This is a genomic window from Aureivirga marina (assembly GCF_015767265.1).
Taxonomy (GTDB): domain Bacteria; phylum Bacteroidota; class Bacteroidia; order Flavobacteriales; family Flavobacteriaceae; genus Aureivirga; species Aureivirga marina.
In genome coordinates this window covers 357,844-379,329 of record NZ_JADPIB010000005.1, presented here as the reverse complement: position 1 = coordinate 379,329, position 21,486 = coordinate 357,844, and the positions used below count along the sequence as shown (strand labels likewise).

Sequence of the window (21,486 nt, the reverse complement as noted above, 5' to 3'; positions counted from 1 at the left end):
GGTTCTTTAAATTTTATAAAATATTAAGAAATTCACTATATCTTATGTTAAATAGCTGTAAATAAAATGGATAAGTGATATGTTGAGAGTGAAAAAAGTTATATATTTAGAATTGTTTTTTTGCGTTTATTCCTTGAGTAAATGACTGTTTTTAAAAAAAATGTATAAAAATGTGTAAAGATTACTCTTAAAAATGGCATAGGAAAAAACAATGAAGTACTTTTGCAAGTATTTTGGAAATATAATGAGAATGAATCACAACGATATAAAACCACCTTTTGCTTCAAAAAAAGTAAAAGAACTTGAAATTCATGGAGATAAAAGAATAGATAATTATTACTGGTTAAATGAAAGAGAAAATGGAGAAGTAATAAATTATCTAGAAAAGGAAAATGAATATTATGATAAAATAATGGGGCCTACAAAGGAAATTCAAGAAGAAATTTTTGAAGAAATGAAGGCTCGTATTAAAGAAGATGATAGTTCAGTTCCTTTTAAAAAGAATAAATATTTTTATATAACGAAATACAATAAAGGGAATCAATATCCTATTTATACACGAAAAAAAGAATCTTTAGAAGCCAACGAAGAAGTGATATTAGATGTAAATGAAATGGCAAAAGGATTTGAATATTATAAAGTGGCTGGATTGACAGTTAGCCCGAATAATAAATATGCTGCTTACGGTGTGGATACTGTAAGTAGAAGAGAATATACACTTCAATTTAAAGATTTAGAAACAGGTGAAATTTTAGAAGATAAAATTGAACTAACACAAGGAGACCCGACTTGGGCGAATGACAATAAGACCATTTTTTACACAAAACAAGATCCAGTTACATTACGAAGTGATAAAGTTTTTAAACATGTTCTAGGAACAGATGTTTCGGAAGATGTTGAGGTGTTTTTTGAAAAAGACGAAACTTTTAGCACTTTTGTGTACAAAACAAAATCGGAAAAATATTTAGTAATTGGTTCTTATAGTACGCTTTCTACAGAATACAAAATTTTAGAAGCGGATAATCCAAATGGTGAATTTAGACTTATTCAAGAAAGAACAGATGATTTAGAATATAGCATTGCGCATTATGACAAAGAATTTTACATTCTTACAAATAAAGATAATGCGACAAATTTTAAATTGATGAAAACATCTGAAGATGCAACATCAATGGAAAATTGGGTAGATGTAATTCCTCATGATGAAAAAGTTTTAATTGAAGATATTTCCATTTTTAAAGATTATTTAGTTATTGAAGATAGATTTGAAGGTTTAAACAGAGTGCGAATCAAACGTTGGGATGGAACGGAAGATTATTTCTTACCATTCGATGAAGATGCATATTCTGTTGGAGTATATTCAAATCCTGAATTTGATACAGATGTGATTCGTTATGCATACAATTCGATGACAACTCCGAATTCTGTAATTGATTTTAACATGAAAACTCGTGAAAAAGAAATCAAAAAAGAACAGGAAGTTTTAGATAAGAATTTCAAAAAAGAAAATTATAAAAGCGAAAGAGTATGGACAATTGCCGAAGACGGACAAAAAGTAGCCATTTCTTTGGTTTATAGAAATGATACTGTTTTAAACGAAAATACACCTTTATTGCTTTATGCTTATGGTTCTTATGGACATACAATTGATGCTGGATTTAGTTCAACAAGATTAAGTTTATTGGATAGAGGATTCGTTTTTGCAATTGCACATGTTCGAGGAGGCGAATATTTAGGTAGAAATTGGTATGAAGATGGAAAGTTATTAATGAAGAAAAATACGTTTACTGATTTTGTTGCCTGTGCAAAATATTTAATTGATAAAAATTATACTTCGGCAAGACATTTGTATGCTCAGGGAGGCTCTGCAGGAGGAATGTTAATGGGAGTAATCTTAAACACAAATCCTGAATTATTCCATGGAGTAATTGCTGAAGTTCCTTTTGTTGATGTCGTTACAACAATGTTAGATGATACAATTCCTTTAACAACAGGAGAATATGATGAATGGGGAAATCCGAATGAGAAGAAATATTATGATTATATGAAATCTTATTCACCTTATGATAATGTTTTAAATCAGAATTATCCTAACATCTTGGTAACGACTGGATTTCATGATTCGCAAGTACAATATTTTGAACCTGCAAAATGGGTTGCAAAATTGAGAGAATATAAAACAGACACGAATATATTATTATTTCATACAAATATGGATACTGGACATAGCGGATCTTCTGGTAGGTTTGATTCTATCAAGGAGATTGCCAGAGACTATGTGTTTCTGTTAGAATTGGAAAAAAGCAATAGTAATTAAAAAAAAAATCATAAATTTGCCGCTGATTGATGATTAATTATAATTAATTTCATGAAAAAAAATATAGGTATACACCAAAATATACTTGAGCTTGTTGGAAATACTCCAATGATCAGGTTGAATAAGATCACGAAAGACTTTAAAGGAGAATTTCTAGCAAAATTTGAAGGATTTAATCCAGGACAATCTACTAAAGATCGTATTGCTTTACATATTATTGAGGAAGCAGAACGTAAAGGTATTCTAAGTCCAGGTAGTACAATAATTGAAACTACTTCAGGGAATACAGGATTTAGTCTTGCAATGGTTAGTATCATCAAAGGTTATGAGTGTATTTTGGCAGTAAGTTCAAAATCTTCTAATGATAAGATTGATATGCTGAAAGCTATGGGAGCAAAAGTTTATGTTTGTCCTGCAAATGTAAGTGCTGATGATCCAAGATCTTATTATCAAGTAGCAAAAAGACTTCACGCAGAAACAGCAGGATCTGTATATATTAATCAATATTTTAACGATTTAAATATTGATGCACACTACAACACAACTGGTCCAGAAATTTGGCAACAAACAGAAGGTAAAATTACACACTTAGTTGCTGCAAGTGGAACAGGAGGAACTATTTCAGGAACTTCAAGATATTTAAAAGAACAAAATCCAGATATTAAAATTATCGGTGTAGATGCTTATGGTTCTATCTTGAAAAAATTCCATGAAACTAGAGAATTTGATGCGAATGAAATTTATCCATACAGAATTGAAGGTTTAGGAAAAAACTTGATTCCTACAGCAACAGATTTTGATGTTATTGATAAGTTTGAAAAAGTAACAGATGAAGCAAGTGCTCATAGAGCAAGAGAATTAGCTTTAACTGAAGGTATTTTTGCTGGATATACAAGTGGAGCAGCAATGCAAGCAGTTGTTCAGTTAGCAGAAGCTGGAGAATTTGACGAAAATAGTAGAGTAGTTGTAATTTTCCCTGATCATGGATCAAGATATATGAGTAAAGTATATAGCGATGCTTGGATGCAAGAGCAAGGATTTTTCGATACAGAAAAAATTGCCAATCCAGAAGTACAAATCGTGAAATAACATAGATTAATCACAAATCAACATAAAAGTAGAATTTAATTAGAATTCTTATATAAAAGGAGAAACTTAAACTCTCCGAAAATATAAACATAGAGTATGAAAGACTTATTTGATAGAATACTTCATGATAGAGGACCATTAGGAAATTGGGCAAAACAAGCAGAAGGATATTATATTTTTCCAAAATTAGAAGGAAATATTTCTAATAGAATGGGATTCAATGGGAAAAAAGTAATTACTTGGAGTATCAACGATTACTTAGGATTAGCAAATCACCCAGAAGTAGTAAAAGCCGATGCAGAAGCAGCTGCTGAACATGGAATGGCTTACCCAATGGGAGCTAGAATGATGTCTGGACACACTATTTATCATGAACAATTAGAGCAAGAATTAGCAGAATTTGTAAGTAAAGAAGCTTCTTACTTAGTAAACTTTGGTTACCAAGGAATGGTTTCTGCAATTGATGCTTTAGTATCAAAAAATGATGTGATTGTTTATGACGTAGATTCTCATGCATGTATTATCGACGGTGTTCGTTTACATATGGGAAAAAGATTTACTTATAAGCATAATGATGTAGAGAGTTTAGAGAAAAACTTAGAAAGAGCTACAAAAATTGCAAACGAAAATGGTGGAGGAATCTTAGTAATTTCTGAAGGAGTTTTCGGAATGAGAGGGGAACAAGGAAAATTAAAAGAAATTGTTGCTCTTAAAGAAAAATTCAACTTTAGATTATTAGTAGATGATGCTCATGGATTCGGAACTTTAGGTAAAACTGGAGCAGGAGCAGGAGAAGAGCAAGGAATTCAAGATGAAATTGATGTTTACTTTGCAACTTTTGCAAAATCAATGGCTGGAATTGGAGCTTTCTTTGCGGCAGATAAAGAAATCGTTGAGTATTTAAAATACAACATGCGTTCTCAAATGTTTGCTAAATCTTTACCAATGGCAATGGTAAAAGGAGCATTAAAAAGATTAGATATGCTTCGTACAATGCCTGAGTTAAAAGCAAAACTTTGGGAAAATGTAGATGCTTTACAATCTGGATTAAAAGCACAAGGGTTTAATATTGGAAAAACAAATACGTGTGTTACTCCAGTATTCTTAGAAGGAGATATTCCTGAAGCAATGGCAATGGTAAATGATTTAAGAGAAAATTACGGAATTTTCTGTTCTATCGTTGTTTATCCTGTAATTCCTAAAGGAATGATTTTATTAAGATTAATCCCAACTGCTTCTCACACTCTAGAAGATGTAGAAGAAACAATTACTGCTTTCTCTGCAATTCGTGAGAAATTAGAAAATGGAACATATAAAAGACTTTCGGAAGCTGTAAGAAAGAAACAAGCTGAATTACAACAATAAGAAAGTTTCAAGATATATTTTATAAAAAACTCCAAACATATACATATGTTTGGAGTTTTTTTATGCATTAAAATTCAAATTATTTAATCTTTATAAATAAAAACAATTCAGACTTTAAGTTTACTTTTTGTCAATAAAAAACAAATAGATTATTTCATAAAAAAACTCGTAATTCTATTGGATTACGAGTTTTATATTTTATATAAATTAATTGATTTATAATTTATCAACTAAATCATTTTCTTCTAAATTTTCATCCCACTTTTTTTCTTGTGGATTTTTATGAAGTTTTCCAACAGATTTTGCAACAAGAACTGAAACAGTTGCATCACCAGTTACGTTTACAGTTGTTCTAAGCATGTCCAAAGGCCTATCAACAGCAAAAATTAATGCAAGTCCGACAGCTAATTTATCTGATGGGAAACCAATTGATTCTAATACAATTACTAACATTACCATTCCTGCTCCTGGAACTGCGGCAGAACCAATAGAAGCTAAAAGTGCTGTTAATACAATTGTTAATTGATCTCCAAATTCTAGTGGAAAACTTAAAGCTTGTGCAATAAATACGGCTGCGACAGCTTGGTATAAACTTGTTCCGTCCATATTTACAGTTGCTCCTACAGGAAGAACGAAACTAGAAACTTCTTTATCTACTCCAACATGTTCTTCTACTCTTTCCATAGTTACAGGTAAAGTTGCAGCACTTGAACTTGTTGAGAAAGCTAATAATTGTGCAGGAGAGATTTGTTTTAAGAACCAGAAAGGTGATTTTTTTGCTACTACAGCAATTAAAATACAATAGAAAATAATCATTGTAAATAATCCTAAAACAACAACTCCACCATAGATTAATAATTTTTGTAGAATTTCAGGATCTCCGGCAGTTACAACAACATTTGCTAATAATGCAAAAACAGCAACAGGAGAAGCAAGCATAATAATATCAACCATTTTTAAGATAACTTCATTTAAAGAGTCAAAGAAATCTTTTAGAGGTTTTGCTTGACTTGGTTTTACTAAAAGCATACAAATTCCGAAGAAAATAGTAAATACAATTACTTCCAACATTCTTCCATTTTGAGTCATGGCGCTTAAAGCATTGTCAGGAACCATATTTACAATAAAATCTAAAGGACCAGCAGCTTGTTGTTGTGCAGCAGTTTGAACTTTTGTATTAATTGACGCATTTCCTGCATAAGTTTCGGTAAGTTTTGCAATTGTTTGTTCTGAAATTCCTTCTCCAGGTTTGAAAACATTTACAACTAAAAGTCCGATTGAAATAGCAACAACAGTAGTTAAAATATAAATAGAAATAGTTCGAAATCCGATGTTTCTAAATTTAGAAATATCTTTTAAATCAGAAATTCCTTTGATAAGTGAAGCAACGATTAATGGAACAGCAATTAATTTTAAAAGTTTGATAAAAATTGTTCCAAAAGGTTTGATCCAATTTTTCACAAATTCTGCTCCCCATTCAAATTGTCCCATTAAAACACCAAAAAGAACTCCTACAAGCATCCCGATAAGGATTTGCCAATGCAATGCTAATTTCTTCATTTATTTCTATTATTTTTTGTTTTGCCGAAGATATGAAAATCACATCAAACGACAAATTTGATTAAATATCTTTTATTCAAGGCTTTTTCTGTTTAGAATTAGACAATTTTATTCTAAATATTTAAAATATTTGTCTGTGAAAAATAAAAAAGCTTACAGATATCAGATAACTGTAAGCTTGAAATAATAGATGTTTTTTGTAAATATTAACTAACTAACACATAATTTTTCCTCTAAACTAAACTTTATTTCTTCTAAAGTTTTCATTGCAGATTTCATACTATTTTCTGAAAATAATTGCACTTGTGCATTTAAATCTTCATAATAAGAAACTGCCTTTTCTAGGTTAGATTGGAAAGAATTAAAGTATTTTTCTTGTTTTTTAGTAAACTCTGTTTTCACTTCTTCAAGTTCATTTTTTAAATAATCTAAATAAATCCCTAATTCCTTCACAAAAACATGTGGGCGATTTGTTGCTACTTTTACATTTTCATATCCGTAAATATGACGAATCATATCTTTTAGCTTAAATGTTTCATTAAAATAAGCCATATTTGGACCAGGACAAATCACAATTCCTTGTTTTTCTCCTTTTACTGAAATATTATTCTTTTCTAAAGCCGCAGATGCCAAACCAATACATAAACAAGATTTTACGTTGATTTCTGCAATTCTGTTTTGCTTTTCTTCTGGAGTAAGAATTTCATCATTTAATGATTCCATTTCTTTCTCAATATATTTTCTAGAAGCTGTACAAATTGGTCTATCTGAATAATTTTTATTAGAAACTAAGAATTTCTTTGGACAAGAACTTCCATATTTATTAATTTCTAATTTTTCTCTTTTTAAAACTTCATTTGAAGAAGTTCGTAAATTATTAAAAGGAACTCCAAGCGGAGAAACTTTACTTAAATATAAATCTTTTTCTTTTGCTTCTGAAAGTTTTGCAATAGTATCATCATCAACAGTTGTTGCTTCAGGAACCAATAAAAATGGCGATCCCCAACCGATTGCATCTAAATCGTAATTTTCTAATAAAAATTGATGTTCTTCTCCAGTTCCAACACCACCTTGTGCAGTAATTTTTACATTTGGTAAATTTTTAGGAACTGTTTTTCCTTTTTTCTCTAAAGCAGAAAATGCAATATCTTGAGTTTCTTTCGCTAAAGCTTCTTTTCCTTCTTTAAATTCTTGTAAAATCGGTCCAAGAAGTAAACCTTCTGTTGCAAAAGCATGTCCTCCACAATTTAAACCAGATTCAATTCGATATTCAGAAACCCAAATTCCTTTTTTTGCTAAAAATTTTCCTTGAATCATTGCAGAACGATAATCACTTACTTTTAAAATGATTTTCTTTTTAATATTTCCGTTTGCATCTGGATAAAAATCTTCAAATTTCTCAATATAACTGTATAGCCTAGGATTCATTCCAGCAGACAATACAAGAGAAGAATTTAGATCACTTTCCGCAAAACCTTTTAAAGAAAGATGTCCATCATTAAATTCAGAAGGTAAAGGCTCTTTTCCGTCAAAGTTTGCTTTATCTACTTTTGTCATGATATTTACATCAATTGAACCATGACTTAAATGTTCATCTAACCAAGATTTAATTGTATCACTATTTAAGTTTTCATCAGCAAATTCCACTAATTTATTCTTAATATTTGAAAACTTTGGTAGTGTTTCGATATAATCATTTAATGATTTTGTATTTGTAGAAATTTCTTGTTTAAAATCTTCAAATTTTGTTTCTACAATTTTCTGAACATTATTCAAATAATCTTTAATTCTATTTGCTCTTGCATAAATATCTTTTGAACTATATTTTTGAAAAGGTAAAGAATATTTCTTTGCGTAATGCTCGTTCATTTGCTCCACCAAAATATCATCTACGATTGACATTACTGATGAGATTCCGTAATGTGCCACTTTGATTGGAGAATCAATTGTGTAGGCAAGTCCCATTACTGGAATATAAAAATTATGTGCTTCTTTTCTGTCCATTTTTCCATTAATTATAGACTTCCAAAGGACAGTTAAATATTTTAAATAAACTATGATTTTTATCATTATGAGTGTAATGATTTGATTTTTAATATTTTGTGTAAATTGTTGTTTTTGAGTCTTTCAAGAAAATTGTTAAAAAAGGTGAATATTTTATATATTCATTAGCAAAAGAATTTAATTTTAAAAATCTATAAAAAATGAAAAAAGTTTTTTATTTCTTACTTTTTACTATTGTTACTATTTTTTCTTGTGATTCAGATGATTCTTCTTCCAATGACGATTATATTTCTCCTGCTTTGGAATATTATATTCATTATGAAATAAATGGAGAAGAACATATTTTAGATTCCTATTCTGCTTATCGTTTAGAAAATGGAAAAATTCAGGTTTCAGGTTTTTCTCTTGACGGAAAATATGGAATTAGTTTTCAGTTTTTTGAAGAAGGAAATTATGGAAATATAAATTGTTCTTATGTAAATTCTGAAGGAATTATAATTTCAACACCTATAGGTGAGGAAAAGAAATTGGATGCAATTTTTAATTTTGAATTAAAAGAATTCAATGAACAGAATAAAATTATAAATGGTAATTTTTCAGGGACACATATTGATGAATTTACAAATGAATTAATTGAAATAAAAGGAGATTTTAATCTGTTGTTTGTTGAAAATGAAATGTCTACAGTTGGAGATATTTATTTAAATGCAAAAATGAATGAACAAACATGGAATTCGATTAATCAACCATTTTTTAATGCTGCAAATAATACGTCTATTTATCATGGATCCAATGAAACAGGTCACGTGATTTCTATTTCTTTTCCAACAAACTATGAAAATAATTTATTCTTAGCAGAAGTAGGAACTTATCAATTTACAAATGAAGATATGAATGAAGCATATTCGATTATGTTGGTAAAAGTCACAGAAAATGAGCAAGAAATAATTCAATTACCGATTATTGATGAAGGGACTTTAACGATTGATGAAATTATTGAAAATGGAACTTTTAAAAGAGTGAAAGGAACTTTTAGTTTTAATACAAATGATAATGGAACTGTAATTTCAATAACAGAAGGAGAGTTTAATCTAAATTATTCTTATAATTTACCAAACTAAATAATCAAAAAAGCTGTTCCTAATCAAGGAAACAGCTTTTTTTAATTATGAAAAAATCAGAATAGTTTCATTTAAAATTGATATCTCACTCCAACTTGTGCTTTCCATCTTGAGTTTACTTGATCAACAACCCAAGGTGTTTGTGTGATATTGTTAAATTGATATACAGGTTGGTTATTTTCTATTCCAACAAAATCAATTAAACTAAAACTTGAATTCACTACATTAGGTACATAAACTAATCTTCCCCAATCATTATTGATGAAGTTCAATACATTCAACATATCAAATGAAAAACTCAAAGCTTTTCCTTTGTTTAATTTTGTTGTGTATTCCCATTTCATATCTAATTGGTGATTCCAAGGTGTTTTTGCACCATTTCTTTCAGCATATTTTCCTCTTCTTTCTGATAAATAATCATTTCCAGAAATATATCTATCTAAGTTTTCCCATTGTTGTTCTGCACTTACGACAACATTTCCTGAAGCATCCGTAATATCTCTTAAATTAATTTCATTCGCTGATGCTGGAACATAAAGTAAATCGTTCTTTGAAGAACCATCTTGATTTACATCTCCTGCATAAATAAAAGAATATGGACTTCCAGAAGTTCCTGTGTAAAGTAGAGAAACTAGAAGATTGTTCTTTTCATTTAAATTAAAATTGAAAGAATGTGAAGAAACAATTTTGTGTCTTAAATCAAAGTTTGAATAAGATAAATCTGGGTTATTTGCATCAATTGCTTGATTCCATTCAAAATTTGCTGCATTTGAATTTCTTACCGTACTTGAAATATCTTTACTTTTTCCATAAGTATAACCAATATATCCGTTATAATTTCTGTACGTTTTATTCACTCCAAAAGTTACATTATAACGATATCCTTGGTCTGTATTTGTCAACAAGAAAACATTGGTAAAGTTTTTATTAATCTTAATATCTTCACCTTTTGAAGTAAAATATTCTCTTCCATCAGCTCCTGAAAAGTTTGCTTTTTCATCTTTTCTATTAATAGATTGAAAGAAAATTCCATTGATTACTTTTGAATAAGTTCCTTCTAATGAAAGATTCCATTCATTTGGTAATCTTACTTCTAAAGCTAAATTACTTTTCCATTCTCTTGGTAATTTAAAATCATTGTCAATTAAATTAATCTCTGTAAGATTTGGTTGTTGAGAAGCTAAATCTCCAAGATTTTCAACGATAGTTTGTGTTCCATCAGGACGAATATCAATATTAAAATACTCTGTTCCTGAAATATATTCTGCATAAGCAAACCATAAATAAGGTATTCTACCTGAGAATAAACCAGTTCCTCCACGAAGTTTAAAATTTCTATTTTGATCGATAAAATAATTAAATCCTAAACGTGGATTAAATTGTGGCGCTTTTGAAATTTTGTTTGTAAAATGCGCAAATTCAGGTGTGTTTTTTACTTCTTGACTAATTGGTAAATCTTCCGTTAAAAATTGGAAATCTAAACGAGCTCCAGCTAAAACAGAAAATCTGTCCGAAACTCTATAATAATCTTGTGCATAAACTGCTCCTTCAAAGATTTTTAAAGTTGCCGATGGTTCATTACTAACAAAATCATATGTATTATTTGAAATATGATAAACTCCTCGAATTCTTGATGGTCTATCATTTAAGAAATTATCCACAGATTTATATTGCCATCTTCCATTCCAAGCAGAAAGAAATCCATAATCCACAGTGTTATATTGCGCAAATCCACCAAAAGTTAAAGAGTGATTGTCTTTAAAAACAGAAAGTTTATTAGAAACTTGGAATGTGTTTAAATCTGTTCCATAAACAGAAGCTTCACGATAAGTTCCTGCAAAAATACTGTTTGAATTTTCCGAAATATCAATATGTGGGAAAATTCTTCCATCAAAATTTCTGTCTTCTTTTACCTTATTATATCCAAAACTAAAAACATTAGAAATTCCATTTGAAAAATTCGATTTTAGTTCTAAAGCCAAACTATTTGCAATACTTTCATGTCTATATCCTTGATTCCCAAAATTGAAAACTGAAGCGTTCCATTCTAAATTATCTGCATAACTTTTTACAAAATTATTTCGAACAGTTAATTTGTGAACATCTGAAATATTATAATCCAAACGAGCAAATAATTTTGAACTAGCAGTTTTTATATTTGCATCTGTATACGTTCCAGGATCATAACCATAATCATTGATTAACTTTTGCGAAATTGCTTCTACAGTTTCCAAAGAAATATTTGAAGAAGAAGAACCTGGAGCATTTAAGACAGGCGTATTTGATAATGCTTGCTCAAAATTTACGAAGAAGAAAAGTTTGTCTTTTTTCAAAGCTCCTCCAAATGAAGCTCCTATTTGCACATCATAGAAATCTTCAATTTTTTGTTTAATTCCTTCAGCATATTTTCCAACTAAAAGCTGATTATTTCCATATCCATATACTTCCGAACGAAAATCATTCGTTCCGTTTTTTGTTACTAAATTGATATTTGCTCCTGTAAAATTTCCAATACTTACATCAAAAGGAGCAACTTTTACCGAAAGTTCTTTAATAGCACCAAGTCCAATCGGTTGTGATCGAGATAAACTTCCAGGAGTTCCATTTGCAGAAGATCCAGCAGCTCCACTTGCAGGTTCTTGAAAACCAACAACATCGTTATTTGCGATTCCATCGATGTTTAAATTGTTGAATCTGTTACTCGCTCCAGCAAACGAGTTTAAGTTGGATTCTGGTAAGTTTTTTGTCAAATCTTGTATAGAACGACTAATTGTAGGAGTTTTCTGCAATGTTTTTGCGGTTAACAATGTTTCATTTCCTTTTTTATTTGTCGTTTTATTTACTTTCACTTCTACTTCTCCAAGAGAAACATTATCTTCATTCAGCACAAAATCTTGATAACTAATTTCTCCTAAATTAACAGCGAAATCTGTAATTATAATGGTTTGAAAACCTAAAAAAGATACTTCAATTTTATATTTTTTTGAAGGAGGAAGATTGTTAATGATATAAAATCCATTTTGATTAGAACTTCCACCATAACGGAAATTTGTCTCTGTATCCGTTACTAAAATTGTTGCTTCTTCAATAGGCAAGTTTAAATCGTCCTTGACGGTTCCTTGTAAGGTTCCTGTAGTCTCTTGAGCAATGACGAAGGTGCTCATCATAAGAAAGATAATTAAACCAAATCTTTTAATCATTTTTTAGGGTTTTATTTTAAAAATTCATGATTTGGTCTAGAGAAATGGTCTTTCCTTACAGTAAATTAAAATTAAATTAATGTTATTTTAACAAATAATTAACGAATTAAAACTTCCTGATTTTACTTATGTTTTGATTTTTAGAGTTTTAAGTTTTGAAATAAATTTTAGTCGTAAAAAAATGAAAAAAGTAACAAAAAATGTAAAGTTTCTTTTTAAAAAACGACTATAAATACTTGAATGTGTAAAAATTTAACTTTCAGTATAACTTATTGTGTGTGAATCTTACATACTGAGCGTTAAATCACTATATTCATTCCGAACAAAAAATATTGAAAATTATAGAAGGGTTTAAAGTATCAGCTATTATCAAACCAAAATAACCTAATGATAATTATTAATATTTAACTAAAATGAAGAAAAGTTTACTTTGTGTGGCAGTTGCTGCGACACTTTTCAGTTGTGGAAACAACGACAAGAAAAAAGAAGTTGTAAAAGAGAAAGAAAAAGAAGAAGTTGTAAATGAATATGAAGCTGTGGATGCACAAGCTCGTCAATTATTTGGAGCTTTAAAAGGTGTAGCTGAAAATACAGCAAATCCTTTAACAGCAGAAAAAATAGCTCTAGGAAAAGCTTTATATTTTGAGAAAAAACTTTCAAAAGATAATACACAAAGCTGTAATACATGTCATGATTTAAAAACTTATGGTGTGGATAATCAAGCTTTTTCTATGGGGAATGACGGAAAGTTAGGAGGAAGAAATTCTCCAACAACTTTTAATGCAGCTTTCCATGTTGCGCAATTTTGGGATGGAAGAGAACCAGATGTGGAAGCACAAGCTGGAGGACCAATTTTAAATCCTGTGGAAATGGCAATGCATAGTAAAGAAGCAGTAATTGAGCGTCTTTCAGAAATTGATAGTTATAAAGAAATGTTTGCAAAAGCATTTCCAGAATCAAAAGAAGCAATTACATATGATAACGTAAAGAAAGCTTTAGGTGCTTTTGAAAGAAAGCTTGTGACGCCTTCTCGCTTTGATGATTATATTGCTGGTGACGATCATGCTTTAACAGACAAAGAGAAAAAAGGACTTCAAACATATATGGAATCTGGATGTATTTCTTGTCACTCTGGAACTTTATTAGGTGGAAATATGTATCAAAAATTCGGTTTATTTGATGATTATTGGAAGCATACAAAAAGTGAAAAAGTGGATTTAGGAAAGTTTGAAGTAACAAAAGAAGAAGCAGATAAATATGTTTTTAAAGTTCCTTCTTTAAGAAATATCGAAAAAACTGGTCCTTATTTCCATGATGGAAGTGTAAAAAGTTTAACTGAAGCTGTAAAAATTATGGCAAAAGTTCAAGCAAATAAAGACTTAACAGAAACACAAACAGAGGAAATTATTGCATTCTTGAATACTTTAACTGGTGAATTGCCAGCTGACGTGAGAGAATAACATTGTTTTAGTAGTTATCAAAAAATTGCTTAGAAAAAGGGAATTCTGAATAATGCTTTATTACAAAGCATTATTCAGAAATAAATTGTATTTGTACTGAATTTTAAAAACCGAAATGATTTCTTCTAAAACATTTTCTTGTTTCCAAAAATCATCTTCTACTTTGTGAATTACTGCATAACTTTTATGTTTTATTAAATCTAAATCTTTAAAATCTTTTGGAAATCCACGTGGTGCAGTTTTTAATTTTTCTCCATAAATTTCAGGAAAAACTTTTTGAAACTTTTCATCATGAATAATAGCTTTAAACTCTTCAGGATATTCAAAAATTTCTGTTCGAATTGCTTTTAATTCTTTTGCTTGTGGTCTATAAATTCCTCCTCCAATAAAAGATTTTCCAGGTTCGATATGCACATAATATCCTGCTTGCTCACTTTTTCTTCCATTTCCAGAAATAAATGCTCCAAAATTTAATTTATATGGATCTTTATTATTAGAAAAACGAATATCACGATTTAAACGAAACATACAATCTTTAGAAGAAATTGTCATTATAGATTCGTCAAACTTTCTAATTTTTGAAATCAAAGCATCAATTAAAAGTGCATATTCTTCTCTAGCTTCTGTATATGTTTTTTTATTTTCATGAAACCAATCACGATTGTTATTTTTTTCTAACTTGCTTAAAAAACTTAGGATTAATTCTAATTTCATTATAAAAATATTTTCCTGTTAAAATAATTAATATTTTTGAGAATTAAAGTGTAAAAATTGTTTCATTTAAAAAGAAAAATATGAGTTTTTTAGTTGCAGAATGGCGAAAACTAGCCATTTTTAATTATGAAGTAAATCCTACAATTTTAGAAAAATATGTTCCGCATGGAATGGAATTAGATTTATGGAATGAGAAATGTTACGTAAGTTTAATTGGTTTTATGTTTTTAAATACAAAACTTCTTGGAATAAAAGTTCCTTTTCATACAGATTTTGAAGAAGTAAATTTGCGTTTTTATGTAAAAAGAAAAGAAGAAGGAGAGTGGAAGAGAGGAGTTGTTTTTATTAAAGAAATTGTACCAAAACCAGCTTTAACTTTTGTCGCAAATACAGTATATAATGAAAATTATGAAACCATGGAAATGCGTCATAATTGGCAAGAAGATGCAGAAAATCGTAAAGTTGCATACCAATGGAGAAAGAAAAATGGTTGGAATTCCATTGCTGTAGTTGCAGAAAAAGAAGGAAAAGATTTGTTAGAAGGAAGCGAAACAGAATTTATTACAGAACATTATTGGGGGTATGCAAAAATTAATGAAACTTCTACCAATGAATATGAAGTTACACATCCAAGATGGAAAACGTATGATGTGTTAAATTATAAATTAGATGTTGATTTTGAAGAAATTTATGGAGAAGAATTTTCGTTTTTAAATCAACAAGAACCTTCTTCTGTAATGTTGGCAGAAGGTTCTGAAATTACAGTAGAAAATAAAATAAAGATTACATAAAACAAAAGCCCTTTTTTAGGGCTTTTTACTCCATCACTTCTCTTATCGGTTTAACATATGTTCCCTTTGCATGTAAAGTCGCTAGATCATCATTCCATTCAATAATTAATTCAGAATTTGTAATAATAATTCTGTAATCTGTACCTTTTTCTCGCATATTGCATTTTAAAGCTTTTGTCATTTTATTATCTCCATCAGGAGTAGCAAATTGTACAAACCAGCAATCTTCTTTTCCATAGATAGATTCGAAATTTGTTGTAATAGATTCATTTTTTTCAAAAATAGATTTTGTCACAACTTTATTCGTATTTTCTTTACAATCTTCATGCATGAAATGTGTCAATCGAAAATTAGAAATTGGACATGTACTTTGGTTGATTATCTCAAATTTTTTAATTCCAGAATAATTCATTTGTCGTATTTTTTTTAATCTTACTCTATTTAAAATTAGGCTTTTCAGATTTCGCCTTTCCTCAAGTTTTTTTCAAGTAATAATATAGGGAAAAAATCAGTTGAAGTCAATTTAAAATTTTGTAAATAAATGAGTTAACTATCTGTTTTTTAACTAAAATATTTCTAAAAAATTAACCTAAAATAAAATTGAAATTCTATTCTTAATGTTAAAATGAAGTTTGAAACAGACTTGTATGTTTTTTACGCAATTTTTATCTTTGTAAAATGGGTAAAAAGCAATCTGTAAAAGAAAGAATTATTAAGACAGCTTCTGATTTATTTTATAAACAAGGTTATACAAATACTGGGATAAATCAAATTATCAAAGAGGCAGAAGTTGCAAAAGCAAGCATGTATCAACATTTTCGTTCGAAAGAAGAAATTGCGGTTGCTTTTTTACAATATCGTCATCTTTTTTGGATGGAAAATATGATACAGTTTGTAGGAGAGGAAGAAAAAGATGTAAAACAGAAATTGGCGAAGATTTTTGATTTTTTAAAATCTTGGTTGGAAGAAATGAATTATATTGGATGTGCGTTTCAAAATATTGTCACAAATTTAAAACCAGAGGAAAATTCTATCAAAGAAGAAGTAATTTTTCATAAATCTTTTTTAGAAAATTGGATTTTAAAAGAATTGGAAAATTCTCCCTATAAAATTATAAGTGAAGAACTTTCCAAAGAGATTATGATTTTAATTGAAGGAGCTATTATTTTAAGTCAAATTCATGGAAATAGTTCTCCAATTGAAAATGCTAAAAAAGCATATTATAAAGTTTTAAAATAAATTAATTTTTAAAAAGTTCAATTGTAAAATCCAAAAGTTCTGTTCCTCCAGATTTTCCATGTCCTGGAACAACAATTTCTAAATTTGGATATTTATTTTTAATCTTTAATACCGTATTTGACCAAGCATTTATATTTGCGTCTCCTGTAAAACCTTTTCCAGCACCAACTCTTTTAACCAAACATCCTCCAAATAAAGCATTTTCATTTGGAATATATCCAACCACATTGTCTTTTGTGTGACCTTCTCCGAAATATTCTGTAATCACAGAATTTTTTCCAATTTCAAGTTCGATTTTTTCTGAAAAAACATGATTTGGTACTATTTTAATATTTTTTTCATTTGCTAAATTAATTGTCTTTTCACTTCCATAAGAAGCAATGTTTTTCTGATGAAATTGTTCTAAACCTCCTAAACAATCTTCGTGAAAATGTGTTACAACAATTGCTTTAACAGTTTTATTTTGTTTTTCAACCCAATTAATTAATTCTTCCGAAGCTTTATTATTTGTAGGAGTATCAAAAATTATTGCTTCGTCATTTTCAATATAAATCATTCCATTACAAGGAACATTTCCAAAATCTTCTGTTTGTAAATAAGATATATGTGTGAAAATATTCTCAGAAAGTGGCTGAATTTTTAAAGTTTCTGAAGCATATTCTTTTGAGTTTGTACAACTAAAAAAAGCAATAGAAATCAGAAATAGGAATGCTATTTTTTTCATGATAATTTTAAAATGTTATGAATTCTTCTCAAAGATACAATAATAATTAAGAGTAAAAGACGCTTTTTATAAATATAAAATCCAATATGTTTTTTTAATTTTTAATTCCTGTATTATATATTAATAAATAACCAAAACTTATTTTAATTATAGAAATTTCCACTTTTTCTTAAATACTAAAGAAATTCACTTTTTTACTTCAAAAAAATAACAGTTTCTACATGAAAAATTATAAAATAAATAACTGAAATTTAAATATTTGGATTTATCTTCAAAAGGTTAAAAAAAGCATTTTAAATCAATTAATTGTTTCATCACTTTAGATAGAGTGTAAAATGACTAGGAAAATAGAGATTATAGAACCAAATAGCTTTGAAGCTGAAAACCATTTTTATCCAAAAGCTTTAAATGCGCAATTGCATCGAATGATTGGGCATTTTTTCAATATGGAACATGATAGAATTGCAGAACGATTTTGTCATTTGAATCCGCAAGTTAGCAAAGAAAAACTTCTAGAATTATTAAAATATCAGTGTAAACATTTCTTTTGGGGAGGTTCAGATTTGTTTTATGTAACGACCGAAATGGGAAATCGAAAAATGGTTGTTTTAGAAACAAATTCGTGTCCTTCTGGTCAAAAATCAATGCCAAATAGTAATGAATCTAATGAACATCGTGGATATAAAGCTTTGATTAAGAAATCATTTCTTCCAGCTTTAAAAAATAAAAGATTACCAAAAGGAGCATTGGCGGTAATTTATGATAAAAACTATATGGAAGTTACTGGTTATGCTTCGACAATTGCTGATTTAACTGGAGAAAAAGTTTATTTAATTCCACATTTTAATAAGGAAGAAAGTTATATCACTTTTGAAAATAAAGTGATGATTTTAGAACAAAATGATGAGAAAATTCCAATTAGAGCAGCTTTTCGTTATGTAACACAAAAACCTTGGAATCGAATTCCGACAACTTCTAAAACATTTATTTATAATTCTACTTTGGTTTGTTTGGCTGGTGGAAGAAATAAACTTTTAGCAAATAAGGCATACGAAATTTTTAATGCTGAAATTGCAGAATCGGGTTTAAAAATAAATGTGCCAGAGACAATTAAAGATGTTAATAAACTAGAAATTCCTCTTTGGATTCAGAAATTTGGTGGAAAAGCTGTAATTAAAAATCCATATTCCAATGCAGGACAAGGAGTTTATACGATTACAAGTGAAAAGGAATTGCAAAATTTCATGGATTTAGAGCATTCTTATGATCAATTTATTGTACAAAGTTTAATTGGACATTATAATTGGAGTTCGACAAGCCAACATGGAAAATTTTTTCATATTGGAACAATGCCAAATAAGAAAGGAAATATTTTTATTGCAGATTTAAGAATGATGGTTTATTCTTCTCCGAAAGGATTTGCCCCAGGTGCTTTATATGCGAGAAGAGCGAGAACTCCTTTGGAAAAAGATTTGCCAGAAGATAGTTGGAAAGTTTTGGGAACGAATCTTTCGATAAAATTAGATGAAAATAAATGGGATTCGGATACTTCACGTTTATTATTGATGGATCAAAAAGATTTTAATTCGCTTGGTTTAGGAATTGACGATTTGATTGAAGCCTATATTCAAACAATTTTAACAATCATTTCAATAGATAAAATGGCGAAAACATTATTAAATAAAAAAGGCGCTTTTCGAAAAAAACTTTTTGCATTTTTAGATAATGATGAAGTACTTTTGAGCGAAATAATGTGTTGAAAAATATAGAAAGGATGCAAATTGTATCCTTTTATTTTTCTTCTTTTGTTGTGATTTTTACTTTCATAATTTCTTCTTGTTTATCACATTCTCCATCGTTTTCTAAAAAAGTTTCAAACGTCTTTTTTAAAGCATTTAATTCTTTGATTTTTTTATCTAATTCTTCAATTTTTTGTGTAAGAAATTTTTTACGAAATTCTGTATCGTTTTCATGATTTTCCAGATTATCAAGAATTTCTTTACATTCAGAAAGTTTTAATCCATGTTTTTTCATGTCTAAAACTAATTTAATTCGTTCTACATTTTCATCTCCATATTCTTTATAATTATTGTATTCATAAGGTTGAGAAACATTTTTAACCAATCCCATTTTCTCATACAATCTCACTGTATCCCTTGATACGCCTGTGATTTTTGCAAGTTGTCCAATTTTCATAAATGTTAAATTTTAAAAAAGATTAAAAAAAGTTGAAAAATCATTTGACTATTGACTATAGTCCATGGTTTATCTTTGCAAATGTAAATTAAAAAATAACCATTTATGAGATTAATATATCTATTAACATTGTTTTTAACGATTCCTAATTTTCTGTTTTCACAGAATGTTGTTACAGAAGAGTCTTTAGTTGAATTTAAAATTTCTAATATGGGAATTAATTCTGTAAAAGGAACAATTTCTGGAATGACAGGAGAAGTTTTTTTAGATGAAAAAAACATTGAAAATTCGAGAATTAATATTTGTCTTGAAGTCGCAACGATTCAAACCAAAAACAAAGGAAGAGATAAGCATTTAAAGAAGGAAGATTTTTTTGATATTGAAAACTTTCCAAATATTTGTTTTACATCTAAAACTATTGAAAAATTTAATGGAAAATTTATTGCAAAAGGAATATTACAGATTAAAAATAGAAAAAAAGAAGTAGAAATTCCTTTCACTTTTAATTCAGAATCAAATGAAATAATAGGAAATTTTTCTATAAAAAGAACAGACTTTGGAGTTGGACCAAAAGGTGGATTTATGGTTGGGAAAACAGTAGAAATAACAAAAGTTTTGTGTAAACTAAAATCATAAATCATGAAAAGAAATAAAATTATTTATTGGGTTTTTACTGGATTATTTTCTTTAGGAATTTTAAGTGCTGTAGCAATGTATTTTATGAATTATACTGAAATTACATTGTCTTTCGAGAGTTTAGGTTTTCCTGCTTATTTAGTTTATCCGTTGGCGATTGCGAAGTTTTTAGGAATTATTGCGATTTTACAAAAGAAGTTTCCTTTGCTTAAAGAATGGGCGTATGCTGGATTTACATTTAATTTGTTACTCTCAGCTTTAGCGCATTTTATGAAAAATGATGGAGAAACATTTGGACCTATTTTGATGTTAGTTTTGATGTTGATTAGTTATGTTTTTGAAAAGAAAATGGATTATAAAAAGGTAAAGTGATGCAACTAATTGAGTTAAAATTTATCAAATTAAAAGAAGATTCATCAAGTTTTTTAAAGAAGAGAAAACATTTTATGGAAGAAAGAAAAGAATTGTATGAAGCATTGAATTTTAGTTTATTTAAATCGTTTTTTTCTTTTCCTAAAAAGCAATCGAAAAATGTATATGTAGAAGTAATTACTTGGAAAAGTTTGGAAGAAAAAAAGAAATTAGAAAGTCAATTACAATTTTCACCAATTTTTCAAAATTATACTTCAAGTTTTTCCGTTTTAGGTTCCTATTTAATTCATCCAGAAAATGATGCTCTTTTTGATTTTAAAAGTTTACAACAAGAAAAATATGTTATAGAATTTGCTGTAAGAACAATTAAAGCTTCGAAAAGAAAAATATTTCCTCAGAAGAAAAATGAATTTCTTTCTACGTTTAGAAATCATCAAGGATATATTTTAGATCAGGAATTTAAAGCGATGCATCAGGATAAAAATGTGTTATTTTTTATTTGGGATTCTGAAGAGAATTTTAAAAAAGCAGGAAATAAAGTGAAAAAATCATTGAAATTAATTTTGAAAACATTGCAATATTTTCGATTGATAAAACAAGAGAATTTTCAGGTAGGAAAATATATAAAGGAGGTTTGATTTATTGAAATGGCAAGCTGTTTTAGTAATGTAAAGGTTGAATTTGAGAGAATTCAGCCT

18 protein-coding genes are annotated in these 21,486 nt (G+C 28.6%); 11 read left to right on the top strand and 7 right to left on the bottom strand.

Translation table 11 applies throughout. From position 1 onward, the window contains the following. Window positions 1-250 precede the first annotated feature (250 nt). From I1A51_RS12880 to I1A51_RS12870, 3 genes are all read left to right on the top strand, one after another. Window positions 251-2,317, top strand: a complete 2,067-nt coding sequence (locus tag I1A51_RS12880; protein WP_196894519.1) for a S9 family peptidase — start codon at window positions 251-253, stop codon at window positions 2,315-2,317. 51 nt (window positions 2,318-2,368) lie between these two features. Then, complete coding sequence (locus I1A51_RS12875; protein WP_196894518.1) at window positions 2,369-3,406, top strand: PLP-dependent cysteine synthase family protein; 1,038 nt, start codon at window positions 2,369-2,371, stop codon at window positions 3,404-3,406. A gap of 96 nt (window positions 3,407-3,502) precedes the next feature. Further along, entirely contained in the window at window positions 3,503-4,771 is a 1,269-nt protein-coding gene (locus tag I1A51_RS12870) for an aminotransferase class I/II-fold pyridoxal phosphate-dependent enzyme (protein ID WP_196894516.1), read from the top strand. A gap of 216 nt (window positions 4,772-4,987) precedes the next feature. Here the strand turns inward: I1A51_RS12870 and I1A51_RS12865 are convergent, their stop codons facing one another. Then, window positions 4,988-6,331 carry a dicarboxylate/amino acid:cation symporter gene (locus I1A51_RS12865; RefSeq protein WP_196894514.1) on the bottom strand — a complete coding sequence of 448 codons (1,344 nt, stop codon included), beginning with the start codon at window positions 6,329-6,331 and terminating at the stop codon, window positions 4,988-4,990. Window positions 6,332-6,541: 210 nt separating this feature from the next. Continuing rightward, window positions 6,542-8,401 carry a hypothetical protein gene (locus I1A51_RS12860; protein ID WP_231374031.1) on the bottom strand — a complete coding sequence of 620 codons (1,860 nt, stop codon included), beginning with the start codon at window positions 8,399-8,401 and terminating at the stop codon, window positions 6,542-6,544. 134 nt (window positions 8,402-8,535) lie between these two features. Between I1A51_RS12860 and I1A51_RS12855 the strand changes: the two genes are divergently transcribed. Further along, window positions 8,536-9,456, top strand: coding sequence for a hypothetical protein (locus I1A51_RS12855; RefSeq protein ID WP_196894512.1), 921 nt, complete (start codon window positions 8,536-8,538; stop codon window positions 9,454-9,456). A 71-nt stretch (window positions 9,457-9,527) separates the two neighbouring features. On the opposite strand, the gene I1A51_RS12850 is transcribed toward I1A51_RS12855, so the two are convergent. After that, window positions 9,528-12,656 (bottom strand): TonB-dependent receptor, encoded by a 3,129-nt coding sequence (locus I1A51_RS12850; RefSeq protein WP_196894510.1) that lies wholly within the window; start codon window positions 12,654-12,656, stop codon window positions 9,528-9,530. Between the two features lie 413 nt (window positions 12,657-13,069). Between I1A51_RS12850 and I1A51_RS12845 the strand changes: the two genes are divergently transcribed. After that, the gene (locus I1A51_RS12845; protein ID WP_196894508.1) at window positions 13,070-14,116 is read left to right on the top strand and encodes a cytochrome-c peroxidase; all 1,047 of its coding nucleotides are present in this window, start codon (window positions 13,070-13,072) and stop codon (window positions 14,114-14,116) included. Window positions 14,117-14,176: 60 nt separating this feature from the next. Here I1A51_RS12845 and I1A51_RS12840 read toward each other — a convergent pair whose 3' ends face one another. After that, window positions 14,177-14,830: a DUF2461 domain-containing protein gene (locus I1A51_RS12840; RefSeq protein WP_196894506.1), complete on the bottom strand. Its 654-nt coding sequence runs from the start codon at window positions 14,828-14,830 to the stop codon at window positions 14,177-14,179. Between the two features lie 80 nt (window positions 14,831-14,910). On the opposite strand from I1A51_RS12840, the gene I1A51_RS12835 reads away from it, so the two are divergent. Next, entirely contained in the window at window positions 14,911-15,621 is a 711-nt protein-coding gene (locus tag I1A51_RS12835; RefSeq protein ID WP_196894504.1) for a YqjF family protein, read from the top strand. A 25-nt stretch (window positions 15,622-15,646) separates the two neighbouring features. Here the strand turns inward: I1A51_RS12835 and I1A51_RS12830 are convergent, their stop codons facing one another. Further along, window positions 15,647-16,033 carry a hypothetical protein gene (locus tag I1A51_RS12830; RefSeq protein WP_196894502.1) on the bottom strand — a complete coding sequence of 129 codons (387 nt, stop codon included), beginning with the start codon at window positions 16,031-16,033 and terminating at the stop codon, window positions 15,647-15,649. Between the two features lie 266 nt (window positions 16,034-16,299). On the opposite strand from I1A51_RS12830, the gene I1A51_RS12825 reads away from it, so the two are divergent. After that, complete coding sequence (locus I1A51_RS12825) at window positions 16,300-16,860, top strand: TetR/AcrR family transcriptional regulator (protein WP_196894501.1); 561 nt, start codon at window positions 16,300-16,302, stop codon at window positions 16,858-16,860. 1 nt (window position 16,861) lies between these two features. Here the strand turns inward: I1A51_RS12825 and bla are convergent, their stop codons facing one another. Next, the gene (gene bla / locus I1A51_RS12820) at window positions 16,862-17,584 is read right to left on the bottom strand and encodes a subclass B1 metallo-beta-lactamase (protein WP_196894499.1); all 723 of its coding nucleotides are present in this window, start codon (window positions 17,582-17,584) and stop codon (window positions 16,862-16,864) included. A 335-nt stretch (window positions 17,585-17,919) separates the two neighbouring features. Here bla and I1A51_RS12815 point away from each other — a divergent pair, with 335 nt between their 5' ends. After that, window positions 17,920-19,344 carry an ATP-grasp domain-containing protein gene (locus I1A51_RS12815; protein ID WP_196894497.1) on the top strand — a complete coding sequence of 475 codons (1,425 nt, stop codon included), beginning with the start codon at window positions 17,920-17,922 and terminating at the stop codon, window positions 19,342-19,344. Window positions 19,345-19,375: 31 nt separating this feature from the next. Here the strand turns inward: I1A51_RS12815 and I1A51_RS12810 are convergent, their stop codons facing one another. Continuing rightward, on the bottom strand, window positions 19,376-19,780 hold the full coding sequence (locus tag I1A51_RS12810; RefSeq protein WP_196894495.1) for a MerR family transcriptional regulator: 405 nt from the start codon (window positions 19,778-19,780) through the stop codon (window positions 19,376-19,378). A gap of 105 nt (window positions 19,781-19,885) precedes the next feature. On the opposite strand from I1A51_RS12810, the gene I1A51_RS12805 reads away from it, so the two are divergent. From I1A51_RS12805 to I1A51_RS12795, 3 genes are read left to right on the top strand one after another with little or no spacing between them, the layout of a single operon-like run. After that, window positions 19,886-20,416 carry a YceI family protein gene (locus I1A51_RS12805; RefSeq protein WP_196894493.1) on the top strand — a complete coding sequence of 177 codons (531 nt, stop codon included), beginning with the start codon at window positions 19,886-19,888 and terminating at the stop codon, window positions 20,414-20,416. 3 nt (window positions 20,417-20,419) lie between these two features. After that, window positions 20,420-20,788 (top strand): DoxX family protein, encoded by a 369-nt coding sequence (locus I1A51_RS12800; RefSeq protein ID WP_196894491.1) that lies wholly within the window; start codon window positions 20,420-20,422, stop codon window positions 20,786-20,788. Beyond that, window positions 20,788-21,426, top strand: a complete 639-nt coding sequence (locus tag I1A51_RS12795) for a hypothetical protein (protein WP_196894489.1) — start codon at window positions 20,788-20,790, stop codon at window positions 21,424-21,426. The genes I1A51_RS12800 and I1A51_RS12795 overlap by 1 nt, the downstream gene beginning before the upstream one ends. The last annotated feature ends 60 nt before the right edge of the window (window positions 21,427-21,486 follow it).

What these genes read in the sequence shown, in the direction of transcription:
- I1A51_RS12845 (WP_196894508.1), top strand. Translation starts at nt 13,070, where the DNA reads ATGAAGAAAAGTTTACTTTGTGTGGCAGTTGCTGCGACACTTTTCAGT.
- I1A51_RS12835 (WP_196894504.1), top strand. Translation starts at nt 14,911, where the DNA reads ATGAGTTTTTTAGTTGCAGAATGGCGAAAACTAGCCATTTTTAATTAT.
- I1A51_RS12825 (WP_196894501.1), top strand. Translation starts at nt 16,300, where the DNA reads ATGGGTAAAAAGCAATCTGTAAAAGAAAGAATTATTAAGACAGCTTCT.
- I1A51_RS12840 (WP_196894506.1), bottom strand. Translation starts at nt 14,830, where the DNA reads ATGAAATTAGAATTAATCCTAAGTTTTTTAAGCAAGTTAGAAAAAAAT.
- I1A51_RS12880 (WP_196894519.1), top strand. Translation starts at nt 251, where the DNA reads ATGAATCACAACGATATAAAACCACCTTTTGCTTCAAAAAAAGTAAAA.
- I1A51_RS12805 (WP_196894493.1), top strand. Translation starts at nt 19,886, where the DNA reads ATGAGATTAATATATCTATTAACATTGTTTTTAACGATTCCTAATTTT.
- I1A51_RS12815 (WP_196894497.1), top strand. Translation starts at nt 17,920, where the DNA reads ATGACTAGGAAAATAGAGATTATAGAACCAAATAGCTTTGAAGCTGAA.
- I1A51_RS12860 (WP_231374031.1), bottom strand. Translation starts at nt 8,401, where the DNA reads ATGATAAAAATCATAGTTTATTTAAAATATTTAACTGTCCTTTGGAAG.
- I1A51_RS12870 (WP_196894516.1), top strand. Translation starts at nt 3,503, where the DNA reads ATGAAAGACTTATTTGATAGAATACTTCATGATAGAGGACCATTAGGA.
- I1A51_RS12800 (WP_196894491.1), top strand. Translation starts at nt 20,420, where the DNA reads ATGAAAAGAAATAAAATTATTTATTGGGTTTTTACTGGATTATTTTCT.
- I1A51_RS12865 (WP_196894514.1), bottom strand. Translation starts at nt 6,331, where the DNA reads ATGAAGAAATTAGCATTGCATTGGCAAATCCTTATCGGGATGCTTGTA.
- I1A51_RS12830 (WP_196894502.1), bottom strand. Translation starts at nt 16,033, where the DNA reads ATGAATTATTCTGGAATTAAAAAATTTGAGATAATCAACCAAAGTACA.
- I1A51_RS12850 (WP_196894510.1), bottom strand. Translation starts at nt 12,656, where the DNA reads ATGATTAAAAGATTTGGTTTAATTATCTTTCTTATGATGAGCACCTTC.
- I1A51_RS12810 (WP_196894495.1), bottom strand. Translation starts at nt 19,780, where the DNA reads ATGAAAATTGGACAACTTGCAAAAATCACAGGCGTATCAAGGGATACA.
- I1A51_RS12855 (WP_196894512.1), top strand. Translation starts at nt 8,536, where the DNA reads ATGAAAAAAGTTTTTTATTTCTTACTTTTTACTATTGTTACTATTTTT.
- I1A51_RS12875 (WP_196894518.1), top strand. Translation starts at nt 2,369, where the DNA reads ATGAAAAAAAATATAGGTATACACCAAAATATACTTGAGCTTGTTGGA.
- bla (WP_196894499.1), bottom strand. Translation starts at nt 17,584, where the DNA reads ATGAAAAAAATAGCATTCCTATTTCTGATTTCTATTGCTTTTTTTAGT.
- I1A51_RS12795 (WP_196894489.1), top strand. Translation starts at nt 20,788, where the DNA reads ATGCAACTAATTGAGTTAAAATTTATCAAATTAAAAGAAGATTCATCA.